Here is a 19,584-nt window from a genome sequence, read left to right on the forward strand (position 1 = left end):
ATGAAGTCGGTTGAACAGTATCGTAATCAAAAGGTATTGGTATTAGGATTAGCCAAAAGTGGGATGAATGCTGCCAGATTGTTGCATAAACTGGGCGCATTTGTGACCGTGAATGATAAAAAGGATTTTGACGATAACCCAGATGCACAAGAGTTATTAAGTGATGGCATCAAAGTCATTACGGGTGGTCATCCACTATCATTATTAGATGAAGATTTCAAAGTGGTGGTCAAGAATCCAGGCATTCCTTATACGAATCCGATTGTCGCGGGAGCGCTTAAAAAGCACATTCCAGTGATTACGGAAGTTGAATTGGCCTCACAAATTTTAACCGGTGAGTTGATTGGCGTGACCGGGACAAACGGTAAAACGACGACAACCACGTTGATTACGTTGATGTTGAATCAACGTCAAAATGCTGGGAAAGCCTACGTTGCCGGTAATATCGGTGTGCCAGCTTCGGCGGTCGCGCAAAAGGCAAAACCTGAAGATACCATGGTCACCGAATTATCAAGCTTCATGTTATGTGGGATTCAGACCTTACACCCACACATTGCGGTTTTGACGAATATTTACTCCACCCATTTGGACTACCATGGCTCTCGTGAAAATTATGTCAAAGCTAAAATGCGGATTACGATGAATCAAACGGCCGACGATTATTTTGTCGTCAACTGGGACAGTGCCGAATGGCGTGGGTTAAGTCAGCAATCAAAGGCGACCATCGTTCCATTTTCACGTCAAGGCAACTCTGAAGCTGGCGCGTACGAAAAAGATGGTCAATTGTATTTTAAAGATGAACTAATCATGGCAGCCAAGGACATTAAAATTCCTGGTGATCATAACGTTGAAAATGCGTTAGCAGCCATTGCTGTGGCTAAAATTCAACAAGTGCCGACTGCTGGCATCCGCCAAGTGCTCAAGACTTTTTCAGGGGTACGGCATCGGACACAGTATGTCGAAACTTATGAAGGCCGAGTCTTTTATAACGATTCCAAGGCAACCAATATTGTTGCGACCGAAATGGCCTTAAAAGGGTTCAGTCAACCGGTAGTGTTATTAGCCGGTGGCTTAGATCGTGGGAACACCTTTGAAAAATTAGCACCCGCGTTGAAAGATCACGTGAAGGCTATGATTGTCTTTGGCGAAACGGCTCAAAAAGTCGCGGATGCCGGGAAACTTGCCGGTGTCACTGAGATTGAATTTAGTAAGAATTGTGAAACCGCGGTTCCAGCAGCTTGGAAGTTGAGTGCCCCTGGTGATGTCATCATGCTCTCACCAGCTTGTGCAAGCTGGGATCAGTATCCAAACTTTGAGATCCGTGGCGATCGTTACATTAAAGCAATTGAAAAGGTCACTGGAAAGGCGGAAGAAAACTAATGCGACTAATGATTTCTGGCGGTGGGACTGGTGGTCACATCTATCCAGCACTCGCCTTGATTGAAGCGTTGAAGGCGAAAGACCCGCAGGCCGAAGTTTTGTACGTTGGGACGCACCGGGGTCTCGAAAGTCGGATTGTGCCGGAACGCGGCATTGAATTTAAAACGATTAAGATCCAAGGGTTCAAACGGTCCTTATCCTTGCAAAACTTTAAAACGGTCTGGCTATTTTTGAAGAGTGTCGGCACGGCGCGTAAGTATATTAAAGCGTTCAAACCAGATGTCGTCGTGGGGACTGGTGGTTATGTCAGCGGCGCCGTCGTCTTCGCAGCGAGTCAGATGCATATTCCAACGGTGATTCACGAACAGAATTCCGTGGTTGGTGTCACCAATAAATTCTTGAGTCACTTTGTAGATAAGATTGGGATTTCATTCGAGAGTGCTCGTTCACAATTTCCTGAGAAAAAGGTTGTGATGACGGGCAATCCACGGGCACAGCAAGTGGTCAATATTGAAAAAACGGCCGCACTTCAAGCCTTAGGGTTACAAGATGACCGACCAACAGTGTTGATATTTGGTGGGAGCCGTGGCGCGGCGAAAATCAATCAAGCCACGGTTGAGGCGATTCCTGAATTAAATCAGCGTGACTACCAGACGTTATTCGTGACTGGTCAAGTGCACTATGACAAAATTAAAGATGGTCTAGGAAAGACAGCGTTAGCACCAAATGTTAAAATCAAACCGTATATCAAAAATATGCCAGCAATTCTGCCAGAGATTGCAGCGATTTTAGGCCGAGCTGGTGCGACGAGTATTGCCGAAATTACCGCCTTGGGAATTCCATCAATTCTCGTGCCAAGTCCGTATGTCACTAATGACCATCAAACAAAGAACGCCCAGAGTTTAGTCGCTGCAGGGGCGGCCGAACTAATTAAAGAAGCGGATTTGGACGGCAAGAGCTTAGTCAAGGCCGTTGACAGCTTGATGTTGGATACGGCTGGCCGTGAAAAGATGGCGGCCAATGCTAAAAAGCTTGGGATGCCCGATGCGGCCGATCAGTTGCTGAAAGTTTTGGAAACGGCGATTGACGCACATTAGACCGTTTTTAAATTGAAAGGGTGGTTGTATGGCCATATTTAAACAGCGGCCGAAAAAGAAAGCTAAGCCTGACCAACTGACCCCCTGGGAAAAATTTCAACAGCAGGCTGATGAGAATCAAAGAGCTGAACAGAAACGCCATTTTAAGTGGTCTGGCAAACGGATTCGAATTGGTGATAAGTTGCCGAAACTGAAGACACAGCGACGGAGACTAGCAACCAGACGGGCTGGATTATTAATCGGCCTGTTTTTGTTGGGAATTGTGGGGGCAAGTTACTTTATCTCGCCTTTGAGTCACATTGCACAAGTCAAAGTAACCGGAACTGAAAAGCTCACGGCGGCGCAAGTCCAATCGGCAACCCAGATTAAAACTGGTAAGTCGGTTTGGGCCGTCATCGGTCAAGACAAGACAACTAGTCGGCTGGCACGTCAAGCTAATCCACAAGTTGGTCAAGTTAAGACAACTTTAAGCAATTGGAACCATGTCACCCTGAAGGTCAGCGAAATTCGGCTGGCTGGTTATCTGGTGACGGGTGGCAATTATCAGCGGGTACTAGAAAATGGCTTGATTATGAAACAGTCGGCGTCACAGCCCGGCGGTGGTTATCCCATTTATGCGAGCTTCAAGAGTGGGCAACGGCTACAGACGATGATTGCGCAATATGCAAAATTACCGGCCGCGGTGAAACACAATATTTCTGAAATCAAGTTTGACCCGAATAAGGCTAACCCAGAACGCGTGCATCTCTATATGAACGATGGCAACGAAGTGTACGCAACGATTTCAACGTTTGCTAGCAAGATGCAGTATTACACTGGTATCGCTGCCAAGATGAAAACGAACGGAATTATTAACTTGGAAGTCGGTGCTTATTCATATTCCTTTAAAAAGTCTTCGAAATGATTTAAAAAGCAAGCGAGAGCCTTTTTAAAAGCACTTCGGATATGGTAAACTAAGGGATAACTGGAACTATCACAAGAATTTTGAATATTTATGTATTTATGTCATTACTAGGAGGTTCCTCTATTATGGATAATTCAGGAATTTATGTCGGACTTGATATAGGGACCACCTCAATAAAAGTCATTGTTGCTGAACGTGTAAAGGGACAAATGAACGTTATTGGTGTGGGAAGCGAACGTTCTAATGGTCTGAGTCGTGGCGTGATTGTCGATATTGACAAGGCTGCCACCGCGATTCAATCAGCGGTACGCCAAGCAGAAGAAAAAGCAAGTATCGAAATAAAAAAGGTTATTGCGGGAGTGCCCGCTAACCTTGTAAAAATTGAGCGTTGCCGTGGCATGATTGCGGTCGCTGATGAGTCAAAAGAAATTAATAATGAAGACGTCCAAAAGGTTGCTGCTGCCGCACTAGTGCAAAGCATGCCACCTGAACGGGAAATACTCGATGTGATTCCCGATGAATTTGTCGTCGACGGTTTTGATGGGATCAAGGATCCTCGTGGCATGGTTGGCGTGCGGCTTGAAATGCACGGTACCTTGTTTACCGGACCTAAAACCATTATTCATAATACCCGTAAAGCCATTGAGAAAGCGGGCTTACAAATTGAACAGATCGTGATTGCCCCACTCGCATTAAGCTCATTAGTGTTGAATGATGGCGAACAAGATTTTGGTTCAATCATTGTTGACATGGGTGGCGGTCAAACCACAGCTGGAGTCATTCATGATCATCAATTGAAGTATACTTATGTTGACCAAGAGGGCGGCCAATACATCACGAAAGATATTTCCGTGGTGTTGAACACCTCGATTGAAAATGCTGAAAAATTAAAGCGTGATTACGGTTACGCCGATGCACAACAAGCTTCCGATGATGAAGTCTTTCCAGTTGATGTGGTTGGTCAAAGCAGTCCCACCCAAATTAGCAGTCAGTACTTGGCAGAAATCATCGAAGCACGATTAGATCAAATTTTTGATAAAATCAAGCAGCATCTGGATGAAATCCGGGCGCTTGAATTGCCTGGTGGGATTGTTTTAACTGGTGGTGTCGCGGCCTTGCCCGGAATCACTGATTTAGCCAGTGCAGTTTTTGGGACGAACGTGCGGGTCTTCACACCGAGTCAAATGGGCTTAAGGCATCCGTCATTTGATGAAGCATTAGCGGTTATCAAATATCAAGCGGCCTTAAGTGAAGTTGCCTTGCTGGTGAAGAGTGCCTTGACTGGTGATACTAGAGCGAGTGTGGCAGTCGAATTTTCAGAGAGTGCCCAAGCTAGTCAGGCATTGCCTGATCAGGCAACCCAATCACCAAAACCAGCTCAAAAGACCAGTAAATCAAAACCTGCCAAACAGCAGGATCCAGATCGCGAAAGTGGTTTTGACCGAATGAAGGGCTTCTTCAATCACTTTTTTGATTAATTAGGATAGGAATGACGGAGGAAAAATTATGGAATTTTCTTTAGATGCAACCCAGAACTCAGGGGCTAATATTAAAGTCATCGGTGTTGGTGGCGGTGGTGGCAACGCGGTTAACCGGATGATTGCTGAAGACGTCCAAGGCGTTGAATTTATTGTCGCTAACACGGATGTCCAAGCATTACAAAGCTCAAATGCGGAAACAAAAATTCAATTAGGACCGAAGTTAACTCGCGGTTTGGGCGCTGGTTCTAATCCAGATGTCGGCTCAAAAGCGGCGCAAGAAAGTGAAGAAGCGATTACCGAAGCCTTAACTGGCGCCGATATGGTCTTCGTCACTGCCGGCATGGGTGGGGGTACCGGGAACGGTGCTGCACCAGTTGTGGCCAAAATTGCGAAAGATTCTGGTGCCTTAACGGTCGGTGTTGTGACGCGACCATTTACATTTGAAGGACCTAAGCGGGCACGTAACGCTGCTGAAGGTATCGCGCAGATGAAAGACAATGTGGATACATTGATTATCATTGCCAACAACCGTTTGTTAGAAATCGTTGACAAGAAGACGCCAATGATGGAAGCCTTCCAAGAAGCCGACAATGTGTTACGTCAAGGGGTTCAAGGGATTTCTGACTTGATTACGTCACCAGGTTACGTCAACTTGGACTTCGCTGATGTGAAGACTGTCATGCAAAATCAAGGGTCTGCACTGATGGGAATTGGGTCAGCAAGTGGCGAAAACCGTACTGCTGATGCAACGAAGCAAGCGATCTCTTCACCATTGTTGGAAGTTTCAATCGATGGTGCCGAACAAGTCTTACTCAACATTACCGGTGGTCCCGACATGTCCTTGTACGAAGCCCAAGCAGCTTCAGACATTGTGTCACAAGCAGCGACCACTGACGTTAACATTATCTTTGGGACGTCAATTGATGAAAGTTTAGGCGATGAAGTTCGTGTGACGGTCATTGCAACTGGGATTGACCAGAAACAAAAAGAGCTTAAGAGTGGGACTGGCTTGTCACGGACAGAACAGTCAAAGCAGCGCGGTGGTGATGGCTTGTTTAACACGCCAGCTGATCAAAAACCAGCGGATCACCCTGTCAACATGACGACTCAAACGAACAATGATCCATTTAGCAATTGGGATATTCGACGGGAAGCCAATTCTTCACGTCCTGCAGCTAATTCTGAGGATAAGAAGATTGAGAAAACTGACTTTGACGTGTTTAACGACAACAGTCAAACCGAAGAAACCCCAGATAGTACTGGTGACTCATTAGATACGCCGCCATTTTTCAAACGGCGCCGTAAATAGTTTCGTTGAAGGGAAGCGATGACGAATGGCCGGACGTTTTAGTTTAAGTAATTTCTTTGGCGTAGGTGATGAGGAAGAAGCGTATGATGACCCAACGACTCCCACTCAACCTGACCGGACTGCTCCCACGACGAATACGGCAACTAACGGTGCGACACGCAAAGTGGTGCCGATGCAAGGTGGTAAATCGGTGAATAGCAAGATTGCCTTGTTTGAACCCCGAATCTATTCGGATGTGAAGGAAATCGCTGCCCAATTGCTCAAAAATCAAGCGGTCATTATTAATTTTGACCACGTGGATGATGCAATGGCGCGGCGGATTGTCGATTTCCTGACAGGAACGGTTTATGCCATTAATGGCGAGATTGAACGAATTGGTGATGAGATTTTTCTTTGTATTCCTGAAAACTATGAAGTTTCCGGGAGCACGACCGCCCAGACCAATCCCAACAGTCTATAAGTAAGGAGTGATGACACTGATATATACGATTATCAATGGTTTGTTCCAACTGTATACGTTGGCGATTATTGTCTTTATTTTAATGTCCTGGTTCCCAGGCGCTTATAATACGGGCCTTGGTCGATTTTTAGGGCAAATCTGTGATCCATTTTTAGGCTTTTTTCGGCGGTTCATTCCGTCGATTGCCGGGCTAGACTTCTCACCAATTGTGGCACTGTTAGTGTTACAGTTTGCTGAACGTGGCCTAGTTTACGTCTTATCGATTTTTAGCTTTTAATTTTAAAAATAACGAGGAATAGTATCGTGAATGATAATTTAAAACAACATTTTCGCGATAGTGAAGCCCCATTTATTGAACAGGTGACTGGTTGGCTGCGAGAAGCGGCTGACCAGTACCGACCAATTTTGACCGCGTTTTTAAATCCGCGGCAAGTCTACATTGCTCAAACTTTAGTCAATCAACTCGATGAAGTCCATATGCGGGCTTCAGGCGGGTATCCGGGGGCCGAATTACAACGGATTTTATTTTATCCGGATTATTATGACCCGCAACCGAGTGATTTTCAAATTACCTTATTCAATGTTGTCTATCCGATTAAGTTTGCCACGTTAAAACATGGCCAGATTTTAGGCACACTGGCTAATTCTGGTGTTGAACGGGATGTCTTCGGTGATATTGTTTCCGATGGTGAGTCTTGGCAGTTTTATTGTGAAAGTGAAATGAGTACTTATTTCACGGATCAAATTGATCATTTTGGCAAGACCAAGGTGCATCTCACGGATGTGCCATTGGCCAATGCGATTGATCCACAAAACGACTGGGAAACCATCACGACGACGGTGAGTTCATTACGCGCAGATAGTGTGATTAAGGCGGCATTTAACCTATCACGACATCATGCAAAAGAATTAGTCGAAGGCGCGCATGTTCGTTTGAATTGGGCAGATTTGCCTAAAGCGGACTATGAAATCGCCTTATTGGATATGTTGAGTGTGAATCACTATGGTCGTGTTCGATTGACCGAAGTGGGCGGTGAGACTAAAAAGTCGCGGTTACGAATTACTTTAAATATTATTCATAGTAAATAGATATTGGAGGAAATTGAGTATGGTGTTAAGTCCTGATGACATTCATAACAAAGCGTTTTCCACGAAACTTCGTGGTTACAATATTGACGAGGTAAATGATTTTCTTGAACAAATTATCAAGGATTATCAAATTACCTTGAAGCAAAATAAGGACCTCCAGGAACGTTTAGACGCAAGTGAAGGTAAGCTCAAATACTTCAACGAACTGAAGGATTCTTTGAACCAGTCAATCTTAGTGGCCCAAGAAGCTGCGGATAAGGTTAAGACCAATTCAAAGAAAGAAGCCGACATTATTACCCGTGAAGCCCAAAAGCAAGCTTCTGACATTGTCAGTGAAGCCACGGATAAGTCCAACCAAATGATCGATGAAGCCTCACAAAAGGCTAAGCGGTTATCCGTTGAAACGGATGATTTGAAGAAACAAACGCGGGTCTTCCGCCAACGTCTCCAAGTGATGCTCGAATCACAATTGGAAGTCGTTAAGAGCAAAGACTGGGATCAACTACTCAGCGAAACAGATACGTCAACTTATTCAGAAATTCAACATGTTCTGAAGGATGATCATCTTGACAATGGCGCTAATGCAAGTGTAAACTCAGAAGCAGCCGTTGAAATCACTAATCCGGCAACTGGCGAAACGCCGGTTGCGGATGGTGGTGACCAAGCACAAGAACAAACGGTGGTCATTTTCCCTGATGATGATGTTGACTCTGCGAAGTAAGTCGACTAGAATCAACGGTATAGTTAAATCTTATTAACATTTTGAGGAGAACAGCAAACAACTTAGTGATACGCACAGAGAGCCGGCGTTAGTGTGAACCCGGTCGTCCCTCACGAAGTTGCAGATCATCTCCGAATGTCGGCCTGAATGAAGTAAGGTCGGCCGGTTCATGACCGTTAACCATGCTATGAGAGAATCTAAACAATTCTAAAATTGGGTGGTACCACGATAACTTCGTCCCTTGCCGGGCGGAGTTTTTTTGTACTCAAAATTAATCGTTTGGTTAAGTTAGTCCTGTGGGTGGTTGCTTGTCATCTCAAACACTGGCGGTCAGCGGCGTTAAATAAGCCTGTCAAAAAAATATTAAGGAGTGGTCAAATGCGTGTTAAAGAAACCTTGAACCTTGGTAAAACCAAGTTTAAAATGCGTGGGAACTTACCAGTTAAAGAACTTGAACGTGAAAACGTTTGGGCAGAAAATAAAGTTTATGAACAACGGCAAAAATTAAATGAAGGCAAACCAACCTTTATTTTGCATGATGGCCCCCCATACGCCAATGGTGATATTCATATGGGTCATGCGTTGAACAAAATTACGAAGGATTTCATTGTTCGTTACAAATCAATGAATGGCTTCCGGGCGCCTTATGTGCCTGGTTGGGATACCCATGGGCTACCAATTGAACAAAAGTTACAACAAGCCGGTTATGATCGCAAAAAAATGAGCACGAATGCGTTCCGTGAACTTTGTCGTGAATATGCGTTGAAGCAAGTGGATCGCCAACGTGATGAATTCAAACGCTTGGGTGTTGCCGGTGAATGGGATAACCCATACTTAACCTTAAAACCAGAATTCGAAGCAGCTCAAATTCGGGTCTTCGGCGCCTTTGCAAAACGCAACCTGATCTATCGTGGGAAGAAACCCGTTTACTGGTCATGGTCATCAGAATCTGCACTTGCAGAAGCTGAAGTTGAATATCATGATGTGACGTCACCATCAGCATTTTATGGTGAAAAAGTCATTGATGGTAAGGGTGTCTTAGACGACAACACTTATATGGTTGTCTGGACGACGACGCCTTGGACGATTCCAGCTTCTGAAGGGATTACCATTGACGCCAGTTTCGATTATGCAGTCGTGCAACATGATGACGATCCGCGGAACTATGTTTTAGCAGCCGAATTGGTTGATGAAAATGCCAAACGTTTCGGTTGGGACACAGTTAAGGTTGTTAAGACTGTTAAAGGGGCTGATTTGGATCGCGTACTTTGCGAACATCCATTTGATGCCAGTCGCAAATTAGTGACGATGCTTGGCGATTTTGTCACCCTCGATGCTGGGACTGGTTTGGTTCATACGGCGCCAGGTTATGGGGAAGATGATTACCGCATCGGGATGAAGTATGACTTGCCAGTCTTTGCCCCAGTTGATAACCAAGGGGTGTTGACAGCGGAAGCCGGCCCAGATTTTGCCGGTGTCTTCTATGATGACGCGAACCAGATTGCGCTAGACAAATTAAAGGACGCTGGGTTGTTACTTGACTACATGCCATACGAACACAGCTATCCCTTTGACTGGCGTACTAAGAAACCAATCATCTTCCGGGCAACGCCACAATGGTTTGCTTCGGTTGGCGATATGCGTGACGAAATTTTACACGCCATTGATGACGTCGAATTCTTCCCAGAATGGGGTCAAAAACGGTTGCATAATATGATTCGTGATCGTGGTGACTGGGTTATTTCACGACAACGGGTCTGGGGCGTGCCATTGCCAATCTTCTATGCGGAAGATGGCACGGCAATCATGTCACCGGAAACCATCAATCATGTGGCGGACTTAATCGGTCAATACGGTTCGAACGTTTGGTTTGAACGTGACGCCAAAGACTTGTTACCAGAAGGTTATACGAATGAACACTCACCACATGGTCAATTCACTAAAGAAGAAGACATCATGGATGTGTGGTTTGATTCTGGGTCATCACATCAAGGCGTCTTAGCTGAACGTGATTACCTCGACTATCCAGCCGATTTGTATTTGGAAGGCTCTGACCAGTATCGTGGCTGGTTCAACTCTAGTTTGATTACGAGTGTGGCAGTTTCAGGTCATGCCCCATACAAACAAGTCTTGTCACAAGGTTTCACCTTGGATAGCCAAGGCCGTAAGATGAGTAAGTCATTGGGGAATACCATTGCACCCGCCGAAGTGATCAAACAAATGGGCGCCGAAATCGTCCGTTTATGGGTCTCATCAGTGGATACGAGTGCGGATGTGCGCGTTACCATGGAGGGTTTCAAACAAGTTGCTGATGGTTACAAGAAGTTCCGGAATACCATGCGTTTCTTATTAGCGAATACGACGGATTACGATCCAAAGGAAAATCGCGTGGCGTTTGAAGATCTCGCAACGGTTGACCAATACATGGCCGTTCGTCTGAATGACTTTGTGGCAGAAGTGAAAGATCATTACGATCATTATGACTTCTTGGATATTTATAAGAAGTTGTTGAATTTCTTAACAGTGGACTTGTCGAATTTCTATTTGGATATTGCGAAAGACATCATGTATATTGATGCCGAAGATAGCCATGCTCGGCGCTCAATGCAAACGGTCTTCTACGACGTCTTAGTTGCGTTGACCAAGTTGTTTACACCAATGTTGCCACATACGACGGAAGAAATTTGGCCATTCTTGAAGGAATCAGCCGAATTCGTGCAATTAACTGAGATGCCAACCGTGCAAAACTATGCGAACGCTGACGAACTTAATCACAACTGGGGCAAGTTTATGGACTTGCGCAGTAACGTTTTAAAGGCGTTGGAAGAAGCTCGGGATGCGAAGTTGATTGGGAAATCATTAGAGGCGCACTTGGACTTATATGTCGATGCTGAAATGCAAGCTTTATTGGACAGCTTGAAGACTAATGTTCGTCAAACCTTGATGGTCTCGGCACTTGAGTTACATGATCTTGCCGAGGCGCCAGCGGATGCTGAAACTTTTGATGCGCATGAAGCCATTAAGGTTAGCCATGCTGAGGGTGAGGTTTGTTCACGTTGTCGGATGACGAAGACGGATGTCGGCAGTGACGCTGCTTATCCAATGCTCTGTGCAAGTTGTGCTAAAATTGTGCGGGCCAACTATCCAGAATCAATTGAAACTGGCTTAGAAGCTTAATTAAAAATTTTTGCAAAAGTCAACCCGCAGGAAACTGTTGGTTGGCTCTTTTTTTAGAATTGATGACATGGATCGCGACCTTTTGGTTCTTCGTGATTGAAATATTGTTAAAAAGTCAGTATGATAGTGAAGTAACTAAAACCGAGTTTATTAAATAGATAGGATGCTGATGGCAGTGAAAATGATCAAGGTGCATGGTTCCGGTAATGATTTTTATTTATTGGACCAAACGCAATTTCCAGAGCCGCTTACTGATAAGGGCTTGAAGCAGTTGGCAATTAATATTTGTAAGCGCGATGGCGCCGGTTTATTCGAAGGTGCCGATGGGGTGCTGGTCGTGGATCGGTCTGAACATGCGCACGTTTTAGGTCGGATGCGGGTCATTAACGCTGATGGTACCGAAGCGAGCATGTGTGGGAACGGCTTGCGGACCGTCGCCCGTTACTTGGGAACCCAAAACGACAGCACCGATTTTCGGGTAGAAACCATGTACGCGGATCTAAAGGTGCAAGCGGTGGCTGATTTTGCGGCCCATGTTCCAGCATTCAGTGTTGAGATTTCGCCAGTCTCATTTGAGGCTAAGACGCTTGGCATGCATGCGAATCATGACGCCCAAACAATCATTAATGAAACAATTCCGGCACTTAAGAGTGATTTTAAATTTTCTGCCGTGTCAGTGCCTAATCCGCATTTGATTGCATTCGTGGATCACGCGACATTGGTCGGCCCAGAATTAGGTCGAATCGGTAAGTGGATGAATGACGGTCAAAATTCAATTTTCCCAGATGGTGTGAACGTGAGCTTCGTTGAAGTCCTAGGACAGAATTCAATTTTTGTTCGGACTTTCGAACGGGGGGTTGGTTTCACCAATGCCTGCGGGACCGCAATGTCGGCTTCTTCCTTGATGTATGTCCTATTACACCAAGAAAGTACTGATTTCAATCAAGAAATTCATGTCACGAACCCTGGTGGGATGGTTAAGACCATCGTTCATCAAGGCGCGGACGAAGAGTATTGGATGGAATTAATTGGCAATGCAACGTTTGTCAAAATTGTCAGCTTGCCATTGGAAGAAGCCCTGGCTGCTGATTTCACGCAAGCAACGACCACGGTCACTGGTGAACAGGCGGCCTATGAAGATTTTGTTGATTCACTAAAAACGGCTTAATCTGGTCAGCGCTGGGTAGTTTCATTAACTGCTCAGCGTTTTTTCGTGGCTTGCACTCAGCCCTAAATAATCGTTAAATTAACCGGTCGAAAATTGCATTCAGTCGTAAAAATCGGTATCCTTATTGAGAAAGCAAGTAATCAGGAGGTGTGTGCGATGGATTTTGAAGAACACGTCCAGAGCAGCGAAATGGTTTTTAACGGTGGCTTGGTGCAAGTGGAGCGCCAACAAGTGACGTTGCCGGATCACAGCACCGCAACGCGTGAGATTGTTCATCATCAACCTGCCGTCGCAGTCTTGATGGTAACTGCCGCTCAAAAAATGTGTCTCGTGCAACAATGGCGCTCGGCGGCCAAAGGTGTCACCTTAGAGATTCCAGCTGGAAAAGTGGAACCAGGGGAAACTGCCACCGCGGCAGCTAAACGAGAATTGAATGAAGAAACCCGCTTAGCTACAGACCAGCTTGAACCAGTGGCGAGTTTTTATACCTCGCCAGGCTTTACTGATGAGTTCATGACCTTGTACGTGGCAACTGGCTTACATGCGGTGAATCAAGCACTTCCACAAGATGCGGATGAATTTTTACACTTAGTTGAACTAGACTTACCAACGGCGCTTGCGCAGGTCAAATCCGGCAAGTTAGCCGATGCGAAAACTGTGATGGCGGTCTGGTATTGGCAAAGCCATCCCGAGTTAGGAGTGACGACCAATGGCTGAAGACGATCGGATGACACGGCAACAGTACCGACAACAGCAAACACAACCAGAATCAGCAGCTCCGGAAGCTTCCGAGCCGGCGTCATCAGACTATGATGAACAACCAGCTGATGAACCCACCGATTCATCACGCCGGGCATATGCGGCTGAGACTAATCGCGCCCTTGAGGATGCGAAGTCAAAGCGCCTAGGTCGCAAGTTGAACTGGGTTATTTTAGGCCTAGTTCTGGCAATTACGATTGTTTTTTTGATTTTATTTTTAACCCCATAGGAAAGTAGGTTTTTGAACCGATGAAATTTGGAATTATTTGTGCGATGGCAGAGGAACTCAAAACATTACGTGAAGCACTACAGGATGAAAAAGTGGTCCCAATTAAGGACATTACTTTTTATGATGGCCGCATCAACGATCAAGAAGTGGTCCTAGTTCAATCAGGGATTGGTAAAGTTCAAGCCGGGATGACCACGGCGTTGATGATTACTAATTTTGACGTTGACGTGGTGATCAATTCTGGATCTGCTGGTGGCATTGGTCAAGGCCTTGCCGTGGGTGATGTCGTTGTTGCGACGGCCACGGCTTACCATGACGTGGACGCCACGGCCTTTGACTATGCCTACGGTCAATTACCACAACAACCGTTATATTATGAAACGGATGCGAACTGGGTCAAACAGATCATGACGGCCGCGGCCGCAACTGGTTTGAATGCCAAGACTGGCTTGATCGTTTCTGGTGATCAATTTATCGCGGGAAAGGCTGCAACCGACAAAATTTTAAGCCATTTTCCAGATGCACTTTCTAGCGAAATGGAAGGCGCAGCGATTGGTCAGGCTTGCCATCAATTTAACACGCCTTACGTCGTTATTCGGGCGATGTCCGATGTTGGTGACGAAGCTGCCGGCGTGAGCTTTGATGAATTTATTTTAGCTGCCGGAAAACAATCAGCGGCGATGCTATTAGCCTTGTTTAAGGCACAGAAATAAGAATTTAACACAGTTATTTGTAGAAGGAAGTATTTTTAATGAAGCGAGTGTACCTTGATAACGCTGCGACAACGCCAATGGCTGAGTCTGTAGTCAGTGAAATGATGGACAAAATGACGACGACGTTTGGGAATGCCTCGAGCACCCATGCTTATGGTCGGGCTGCGCGTGAAGTGCTGGATGATAGTCGGCACATCATCGCTCAGAGTATCAATGCCCATGATGATGATATTATCTTTACGAGTGGCGGCACTGAAGGCGATAATACGGCGGTATTGCAGACCGCTTTTGCCCGTCAAAAATTAGGCAAGCATATTATCACGACGGCCATCGAGCACCAAGCCATCTTAAAATCGACCGCCTTCTTGGCGCAACAAGGTTTTGACATTACCTATTTGCCAGTGGACGAACATGGCAATATCAGTCTTGATGATTTCAAGGCAGCATTGCGACCAGATACCATCTTGGTTTCAATTATGATGGGCAATAATGAAGTTGGGTCACACATGCCAATTCATGAAATTGGTGAAATTTTGAAAGACCACCAAGCTTGGTTCCACACGGATGCCGTTCAAGCCTATGGTCTGTTGGATATTGATGTTGAACGTGATCATATTGACCTGTTGTCGACATCGGCGCATAAAATTAATGGGCCTAAATTTTTAGGCTTTTTGTACAAGCGTAATGGGATCAACTTTCCAAGCCTCATTAAGGGTGGCGAGCAAGAAGATAAGCGACGTGCGGGTACCGAAAATGTCCCAGCAATCGCTGGCTTTGCAGCGGCGGTTAAGGAATTAACGACCGCAGAAAAAGCCCATCGGCAAGCGACTTATCATGATTATAAACAGTACATTGTTGATCAGTTAACCGCCAATGGGGTTGATTTTGAAGTCAACGGTCAGTTGGGTGAAGACAATTTACAACATGTGTTGAATTTATGGATCAAGGGAATTTCAACTTATACGTTGCAAACGAATTTGGACCTCGGCGGGGTGGCCGTTTCTGGTGGTTCGGCATGTACGGCCGGCAGCTTGGAACCGTCACATGTCTTGATTGCCATGTTTGGCGAGCAGTCACCACGAATTAGCGAGTCGATTCGGTTGAGTTTTGGTCGTTATAATACGAAAGCCGATTTGGATCAATTTGTGGCAGTCTTAACCAAGACGGTTAATCGACTATTAAAAAAATAAGAGGAGGGATTCGTCATGGCTTACACAGCTAGTGTGAAACTTGAAGGCGATTCACAGACTTATCAACTTAGTCCGGAGATTAAAAAGTATACGTTAATGGATTTAGGCTTTACTAAAGGCAAATCGGGGGCCTTCATGTTTGAACGGTCATTAGATCCGACCACGCCCTATAATGCGGCCTACAAAGTTAAAATGACCGTCAACGCTGACTTGACCGGTTTTAAACTCTCAACCGTCACCGGGAACGGCATGCAACGGGCCAACATCTTTAAAAATGAGGCTCATCCGGAAGCAGTTGAACAATTACGGTTCATTTTAAAGAGTTTTATTGATCGCGGTGTCTTAGTTGACGCTTAATGATGAAACGCCTGGCTTGCAGCCGGCGTTTTCTTTGTTATAATGGGTATTACTGGACTTGTACGACCTTCAAATCGTGGATTCTCCAGAATCTTTTGGAAATGATGGTGAAAAAGTATGACTGATCACAGTAACACGCGTGTCGTTGTCGGCATGAGTGGTGGTGTTGATTCATCCGTCGTGGCGCTATTGCTGAAGCAGCAAGGTTACGATGTGGTGGGCGTCTTTATGAAGAATTGGGACGATACCGACGAAAATGGTGTTTGTACCGCGACCGAAGATTATAAAGATGTTGCCAAGGTAGCTGACAAAGTTGGGATTCCTTATTACTCAATTAATTTTGAGAAGGAATATTGGGATCGGGTCTTTACGTATTTCTTAGACGAATACAAGAAGGGCCGTACACCTAATCCTGACGTGATTTGTAATAAGGAAATTAAGTTTAAGGCGTTTCTTGATTACGCGATGGACTTAGGTGCTGATTACATTGCAACCGGGCATTATGCGCGGCTCTCACATGATGAGGACGGTACCATGCATCTGTTGCGTGGTGTAGACAGCAATAAGGACCAAACTTATTTCTTGAGTCAGTTGGATTCTAAGACGCTTTCTAAGGTCATGTTCCCATTAGGTGACATGATCAAGCCGGATGTCCGCAAATTAGCCTTAAATGCTGGTTTGGCAACCGCTAAAAAGAAAGACTCCGTTGGGATTTGTTTTATTGGCGAAAAGAATTTCAAGGAATTCTTAGGTCATTACTTACCAGCAACACCTGGTAAGATGATGACGGTCGATGGTGATGTGAAGGGCGAGCATGCTGGCCTGATGTATTACACCATTGGTCAGCGTCGTGGCTTAGGGATTGGTGGCGATGGTGAGGACAACGAGCCATGGTTTGTCATTGGTAAGGATCTCAAAAAGAATATTTTGTATGTCGGTAAGGGTTATCATAATCCACACTTGTATGCAACTTATTTGGAAGCCTCTGACCTACATTTTGTGACGAGTGAAGACTTGGGTAACGACTTCCACGTGACGGCCAAGTTCCGGTATCGCCAAAAAGATTCCGGTGTGACCGTGCACTTCAACGAAGATCATACGGCTGTTCGGGTCACTTTTGATGATCCAGTGCGGGCAATCACACCTGGACAAGCAGTGGTCTTTTATCGGGGTGAGGAATGCCTTGGCTCTGGCATGATTGACGCAGCCTATAACGACGAGCGAGTTTTACAATATATTTAGGCTTAGCTGTTAAGTCGCCAGCAATTCATCAGTAATTGTTGGTGGCTTTTTTGCGTTAAAACACAAATCAAGCTTGCTTTTCGATAAGGGGTTGCTTAAGCTAAGAAGAAAGACTGGATTTGGGACTGGGAGTTTATGCAGAAATTAAAACAGTTAAAATTTTTTGATACATTATCTAAAAAAATGGTCGCCGGTTTCGTGATTTTAATTGTCATCGGGACGATCTTATTAAGTTTGCCGATTGCGACCGCGCCAGGAATACATAGTTCGTTTATCAATCGACTATTTACCGCAGCTTCGGCAACTTGTATTACCGGGTTGACGGTTGTGAATACCGCCACGCACTGGTCCATTTTTGGTCAGGTCGTGATCTTAGGCTTGTCAGAAGTCGGTGCCTTGGGCTATATGACGTTTGCGGTGCTCTTATTTAACATTATGCGGCGTAACATTGGTTTATCCACGCAACTGATGGTTAAAGAGTCCTTGAATTTAGAAAATCTGAGCGATACTAAAAGTGTGATGCGCTATGTAATTGGCTTGTCATTGTTATTCCAATTAGGTGGACTCGGCTTGTTGGCGATTGACTTTGTGCCGCGCTTCGGCTGGACGCGCGGGTTGTACCTGTCGCTGTACCATTCAGTGATGTCGTTTTGTAACGCGGGATTTGACGTTTTTGGCGACAGTTTGATGGGATTTCGGAGTGACTCGTATGTCCTCATTGTTACGATGATCTTAATCATTGCTGGTGGGCTTGGTTTCTTAGTTTGGCGGGATCTACTGCTTTTTCATGAACGTAAACGCCTGTCATTGAACTCGAAATTAACGTTGCTCACCACAATCAGTTTGTTCGTCCTCGGTTTTGTCTTGTTATTAATTACAGAGCGAGATTTAAAGCTCTTACCGACGGGCACGTCTTGGTTCAATCGAACGATTAATACGTTATTTTTAAGTGTAACGCCGCGGACGGCCGGATTGATTACGATGCCAACTGGGAAACTACAGGCAGGGAGCTTGTTCATCATCATGGTGCTGATGTTTGTCGGTGGGACGCCTGGTTCAACGGCTGGTGGGATTAAGACCACGACGTTTGGCGTCTTGATGTTTCAAAGTATTGCCCAATTGCGCGGCAGACAGGACGTGGAATTCAGTCATCGGCGCTTTAGTCAAGCCAATATTAGTCGAGCTTTGTTGCTAGTCTTCTTGGCCAGCATCGTCATCTCCGTTGCCACTTTGATTCTGACGCAAACGGAAAAAATTCCCCAAGGGTTCGGGTTGGAATATGTCGTCTTTGAAGTGTTATCGGCCTTTGGAACGGTCGGATTAAGCTTGGGATTGACGCCGCATCTAACGGTCGTTGGAAAAATTGTGATTATGTTGCTGATGTTCATCGGACGGGTCGGCATTTTCACGTCATTATATGCCCTTTCTAAACGGCAAGCGAAAGTCAGCCTAATTCGTTATCCAGCCGAAAATATTTTGATTGGTTAAGGAGCAAAAAAAATGAAGAAGAGTTTTGCAGTATTTGGCCTAGGACGGTTCGGTCAGAGCGTGGTTCGAACATTAGTTGATGCCCATCAAGACGTTTTAGCCGTGGATATTAATGAAGAACCAGTGAACGAGTTGATGGAAGTGGCCACTCAAACCTTAATTGCCGATACAAGAGACGAGGCCGTCCTGCGGGAGTTGAATATTGATACGTTTGATTATGTCATTATTGGTATTGGGAATAATATGGAAGCCAGCATCCTAACCACGATGTTAAGCAAGGAACAAGGGGCTAAAAAGGTCATTGCCAAGGCCGAAACCAGTGACCAAGGGCGGGTGTTAGAACGTGTCGGCGCTGATCAAGTGATTTTCCCTGAGCGAGACATGGGACACAGTATTGTCCGAAAACTCTTATCGAATCACATTTTAAGTTTTATTGATTTGAGTGATGAGTATACGTTGGCTGCCATTGAAATTACGGACCCAACTTTTGTAGATCAAAACTTGATTGCCCTGAACTTACGTGAACGCTTCGGCTTGACGGTGATTGCCATTAAACACAATGGCAAAATCAATGTCTCACCAGAACCGACAGATATGATGGCGTTACACGATGTTTTGACCGTGGTGGGGCCAATTAAGGGTGTCGAGGGTCTGGATGAGGCCTTAAAGAAATAAGTTGTATAAAGGGCTTGGTTGAGGTTGACCGAGCTTTTTTGCTGTTCCAGTTAAGGGTAGAAACGCAATCGGCTTTGTCAGCATGTTCATTTTAACAGAGGTCGGTTCTAAATTAGCCGCGCCGTTGAACAATGCTAAGTCCAAC

Annotated in this window: 19 protein-coding genes and 1 other annotated feature; all 19 genes read left to right on the forward strand. The window is 45.4% G+C overall.

Annotated features, from left to right (window positions below; translation table 11 throughout):
• On the forward strand, positions 1–1,380 hold the full coding sequence (murD, locus tag FFM74_RS06575) for a UDP-N-acetylmuramoyl-L-alanine--D-glutamate ligase (protein WP_137625836.1): 1,380 nt from the start codon (positions 1–3) through the stop codon (positions 1,378–1,380).
• Complete coding sequence (gene murG, locus FFM74_RS06580) at positions 1,380–2,477, forward strand: undecaprenyldiphospho-muramoylpentapeptide beta-N-acetylglucosaminyltransferase (RefSeq protein ID WP_137625837.1); 1,098 nt, start codon at positions 1,380–1,382, stop codon at positions 2,475–2,477. Before murD ends, murG begins: the two co-directional genes overlap by 1 nt.
• Positions 2,478–2,505: 28 nt before the next feature.
• Positions 2,506–3,381, forward strand: coding sequence for a cell division protein FtsQ/DivIB (locus tag FFM74_RS06585; RefSeq protein ID WP_137625838.1), 876 nt, complete (start codon positions 2,506–2,508; stop codon positions 3,379–3,381).
• Positions 3,382–3,506: 125 nt separating this feature from the next.
• Complete coding sequence (gene ftsA / locus FFM74_RS06590; protein ID WP_137625839.1) at positions 3,507–4,859, forward strand: cell division protein FtsA; 1,353 nt, start codon at positions 3,507–3,509, stop codon at positions 4,857–4,859.
• Positions 4,860–4,887: 28 nt separating this feature from the next.
• Positions 4,888–6,171, forward strand: coding sequence for a cell division protein FtsZ (gene ftsZ, locus FFM74_RS06595; RefSeq protein WP_137625840.1), 1,284 nt, complete (start codon positions 4,888–4,890; stop codon positions 6,169–6,171).
• 25 nt (positions 6,172–6,196) lie between these two features.
• On the forward strand, positions 6,197–6,631 hold the full coding sequence (locus FFM74_RS06600) for a cell division protein SepF (protein WP_137625841.1): 435 nt from the start codon (positions 6,197–6,199) through the stop codon (positions 6,629–6,631).
• Between the two features lie 10 nt (positions 6,632–6,641).
• The gene (locus tag FFM74_RS06605) at positions 6,642–6,908 is read left to right on the forward strand and encodes a YggT family protein (protein ID WP_137625842.1); all 267 of its coding nucleotides are present in this window, start codon (positions 6,642–6,644) and stop codon (positions 6,906–6,908) included.
• A 26-nt stretch (positions 6,909–6,934) separates the two neighbouring features.
• A complete protein-coding gene (locus tag FFM74_RS06610) occupies positions 6,935–7,720 on the forward strand; it encodes a YlmH family RNA-binding protein (protein ID WP_137625843.1) in 786 nt (261 codons plus the stop codon).
• Positions 7,721–7,739: 19 nt separating this feature from the next.
• Positions 7,740–8,441, forward strand: coding sequence for a DivIVA domain-containing protein (locus FFM74_RS06615; protein ID WP_137625844.1), 702 nt, complete (start codon positions 7,740–7,742; stop codon positions 8,439–8,441).
• A 32-nt stretch (positions 8,442–8,473) separates the two neighbouring features.
• Positions 8,474–8,686: a binding site (T-box leader), on the forward strand.
• 133 nt (positions 8,687–8,819) lie between these two features.
• On the forward strand, positions 8,820–11,618 hold the full coding sequence (gene ileS / locus FFM74_RS06620; RefSeq protein ID WP_137625845.1) for an isoleucine--tRNA ligase: 2,799 nt from the start codon (positions 8,820–8,822) through the stop codon (positions 11,616–11,618).
• 169 nt (positions 11,619–11,787) lie between these two features.
• The gene (gene dapF, locus FFM74_RS06625; RefSeq protein WP_137625846.1) at positions 11,788–12,786 is read left to right on the forward strand and encodes a diaminopimelate epimerase; all 999 of its coding nucleotides are present in this window, start codon (positions 11,788–11,790) and stop codon (positions 12,784–12,786) included.
• Between the two features lie 156 nt (positions 12,787–12,942).
• Positions 12,943–13,503: an NUDIX hydrolase gene (locus FFM74_RS06630; protein ID WP_137625847.1), complete on the forward strand. Its 561-nt coding sequence runs from the start codon at positions 12,943–12,945 to the stop codon at positions 13,501–13,503.
• The gene (locus tag FFM74_RS06635; RefSeq protein ID WP_137625848.1) at positions 13,496–13,774 is read left to right on the forward strand and encodes a hypothetical protein; all 279 of its coding nucleotides are present in this window, start codon (positions 13,496–13,498) and stop codon (positions 13,772–13,774) included. Before FFM74_RS06630 ends, FFM74_RS06635 begins: the two co-directional genes overlap by 8 nt.
• A 20-nt stretch (positions 13,775–13,794) precedes the next feature.
• A complete protein-coding gene (locus FFM74_RS06640) occupies positions 13,795–14,487 on the forward strand; it encodes a 5'-methylthioadenosine/adenosylhomocysteine nucleosidase (RefSeq protein WP_137625849.1) in 693 nt (230 codons plus the stop codon).
• A gap of 38 nt (positions 14,488–14,525) precedes the next feature.
• Entirely contained in the window at positions 14,526–15,677 is a 1,152-nt protein-coding gene (locus FFM74_RS06645; RefSeq protein WP_137625850.1) for a cysteine desulfurase family protein, read from the forward strand.
• A 15-nt stretch (positions 15,678–15,692) separates the two neighbouring features.
• A complete protein-coding gene (locus tag FFM74_RS06650) occupies positions 15,693–16,034 on the forward strand; it encodes a DUF1831 domain-containing protein (RefSeq protein ID WP_137625851.1) in 342 nt (113 codons plus the stop codon).
• Positions 16,035–16,151: 117 nt separating this feature from the next.
• On the forward strand, positions 16,152–17,276 hold the full coding sequence (gene mnmA, locus FFM74_RS06655; RefSeq protein ID WP_137625852.1) for a tRNA 2-thiouridine(34) synthase MnmA: 1,125 nt from the start codon (positions 16,152–16,154) through the stop codon (positions 17,274–17,276).
• A gap of 135 nt (positions 17,277–17,411) precedes the next feature.
• On the forward strand, positions 17,412–18,764 hold the full coding sequence (locus FFM74_RS06660; protein WP_137625853.1) for a TrkH family potassium uptake protein: 1,353 nt from the start codon (positions 17,412–17,414) through the stop codon (positions 18,762–18,764).
• A gap of 12 nt (positions 18,765–18,776) precedes the next feature.
• Positions 18,777–19,439, forward strand: a complete 663-nt coding sequence (locus FFM74_RS06665; RefSeq protein ID WP_137625854.1) for a potassium channel family protein — start codon at positions 18,777–18,779, stop codon at positions 19,437–19,439.
• The last annotated feature ends 145 nt before the right edge of the window (positions 19,440–19,584 follow it).

The sequence above is a fragment of the Lactiplantibacillus pingfangensis genome (assembly GCF_005404945.1).
GTDB classification, from domain to species: Bacteria; Bacillota; Bacilli; order Lactobacillales; family Lactobacillaceae; genus Lactiplantibacillus; species Lactiplantibacillus pingfangensis.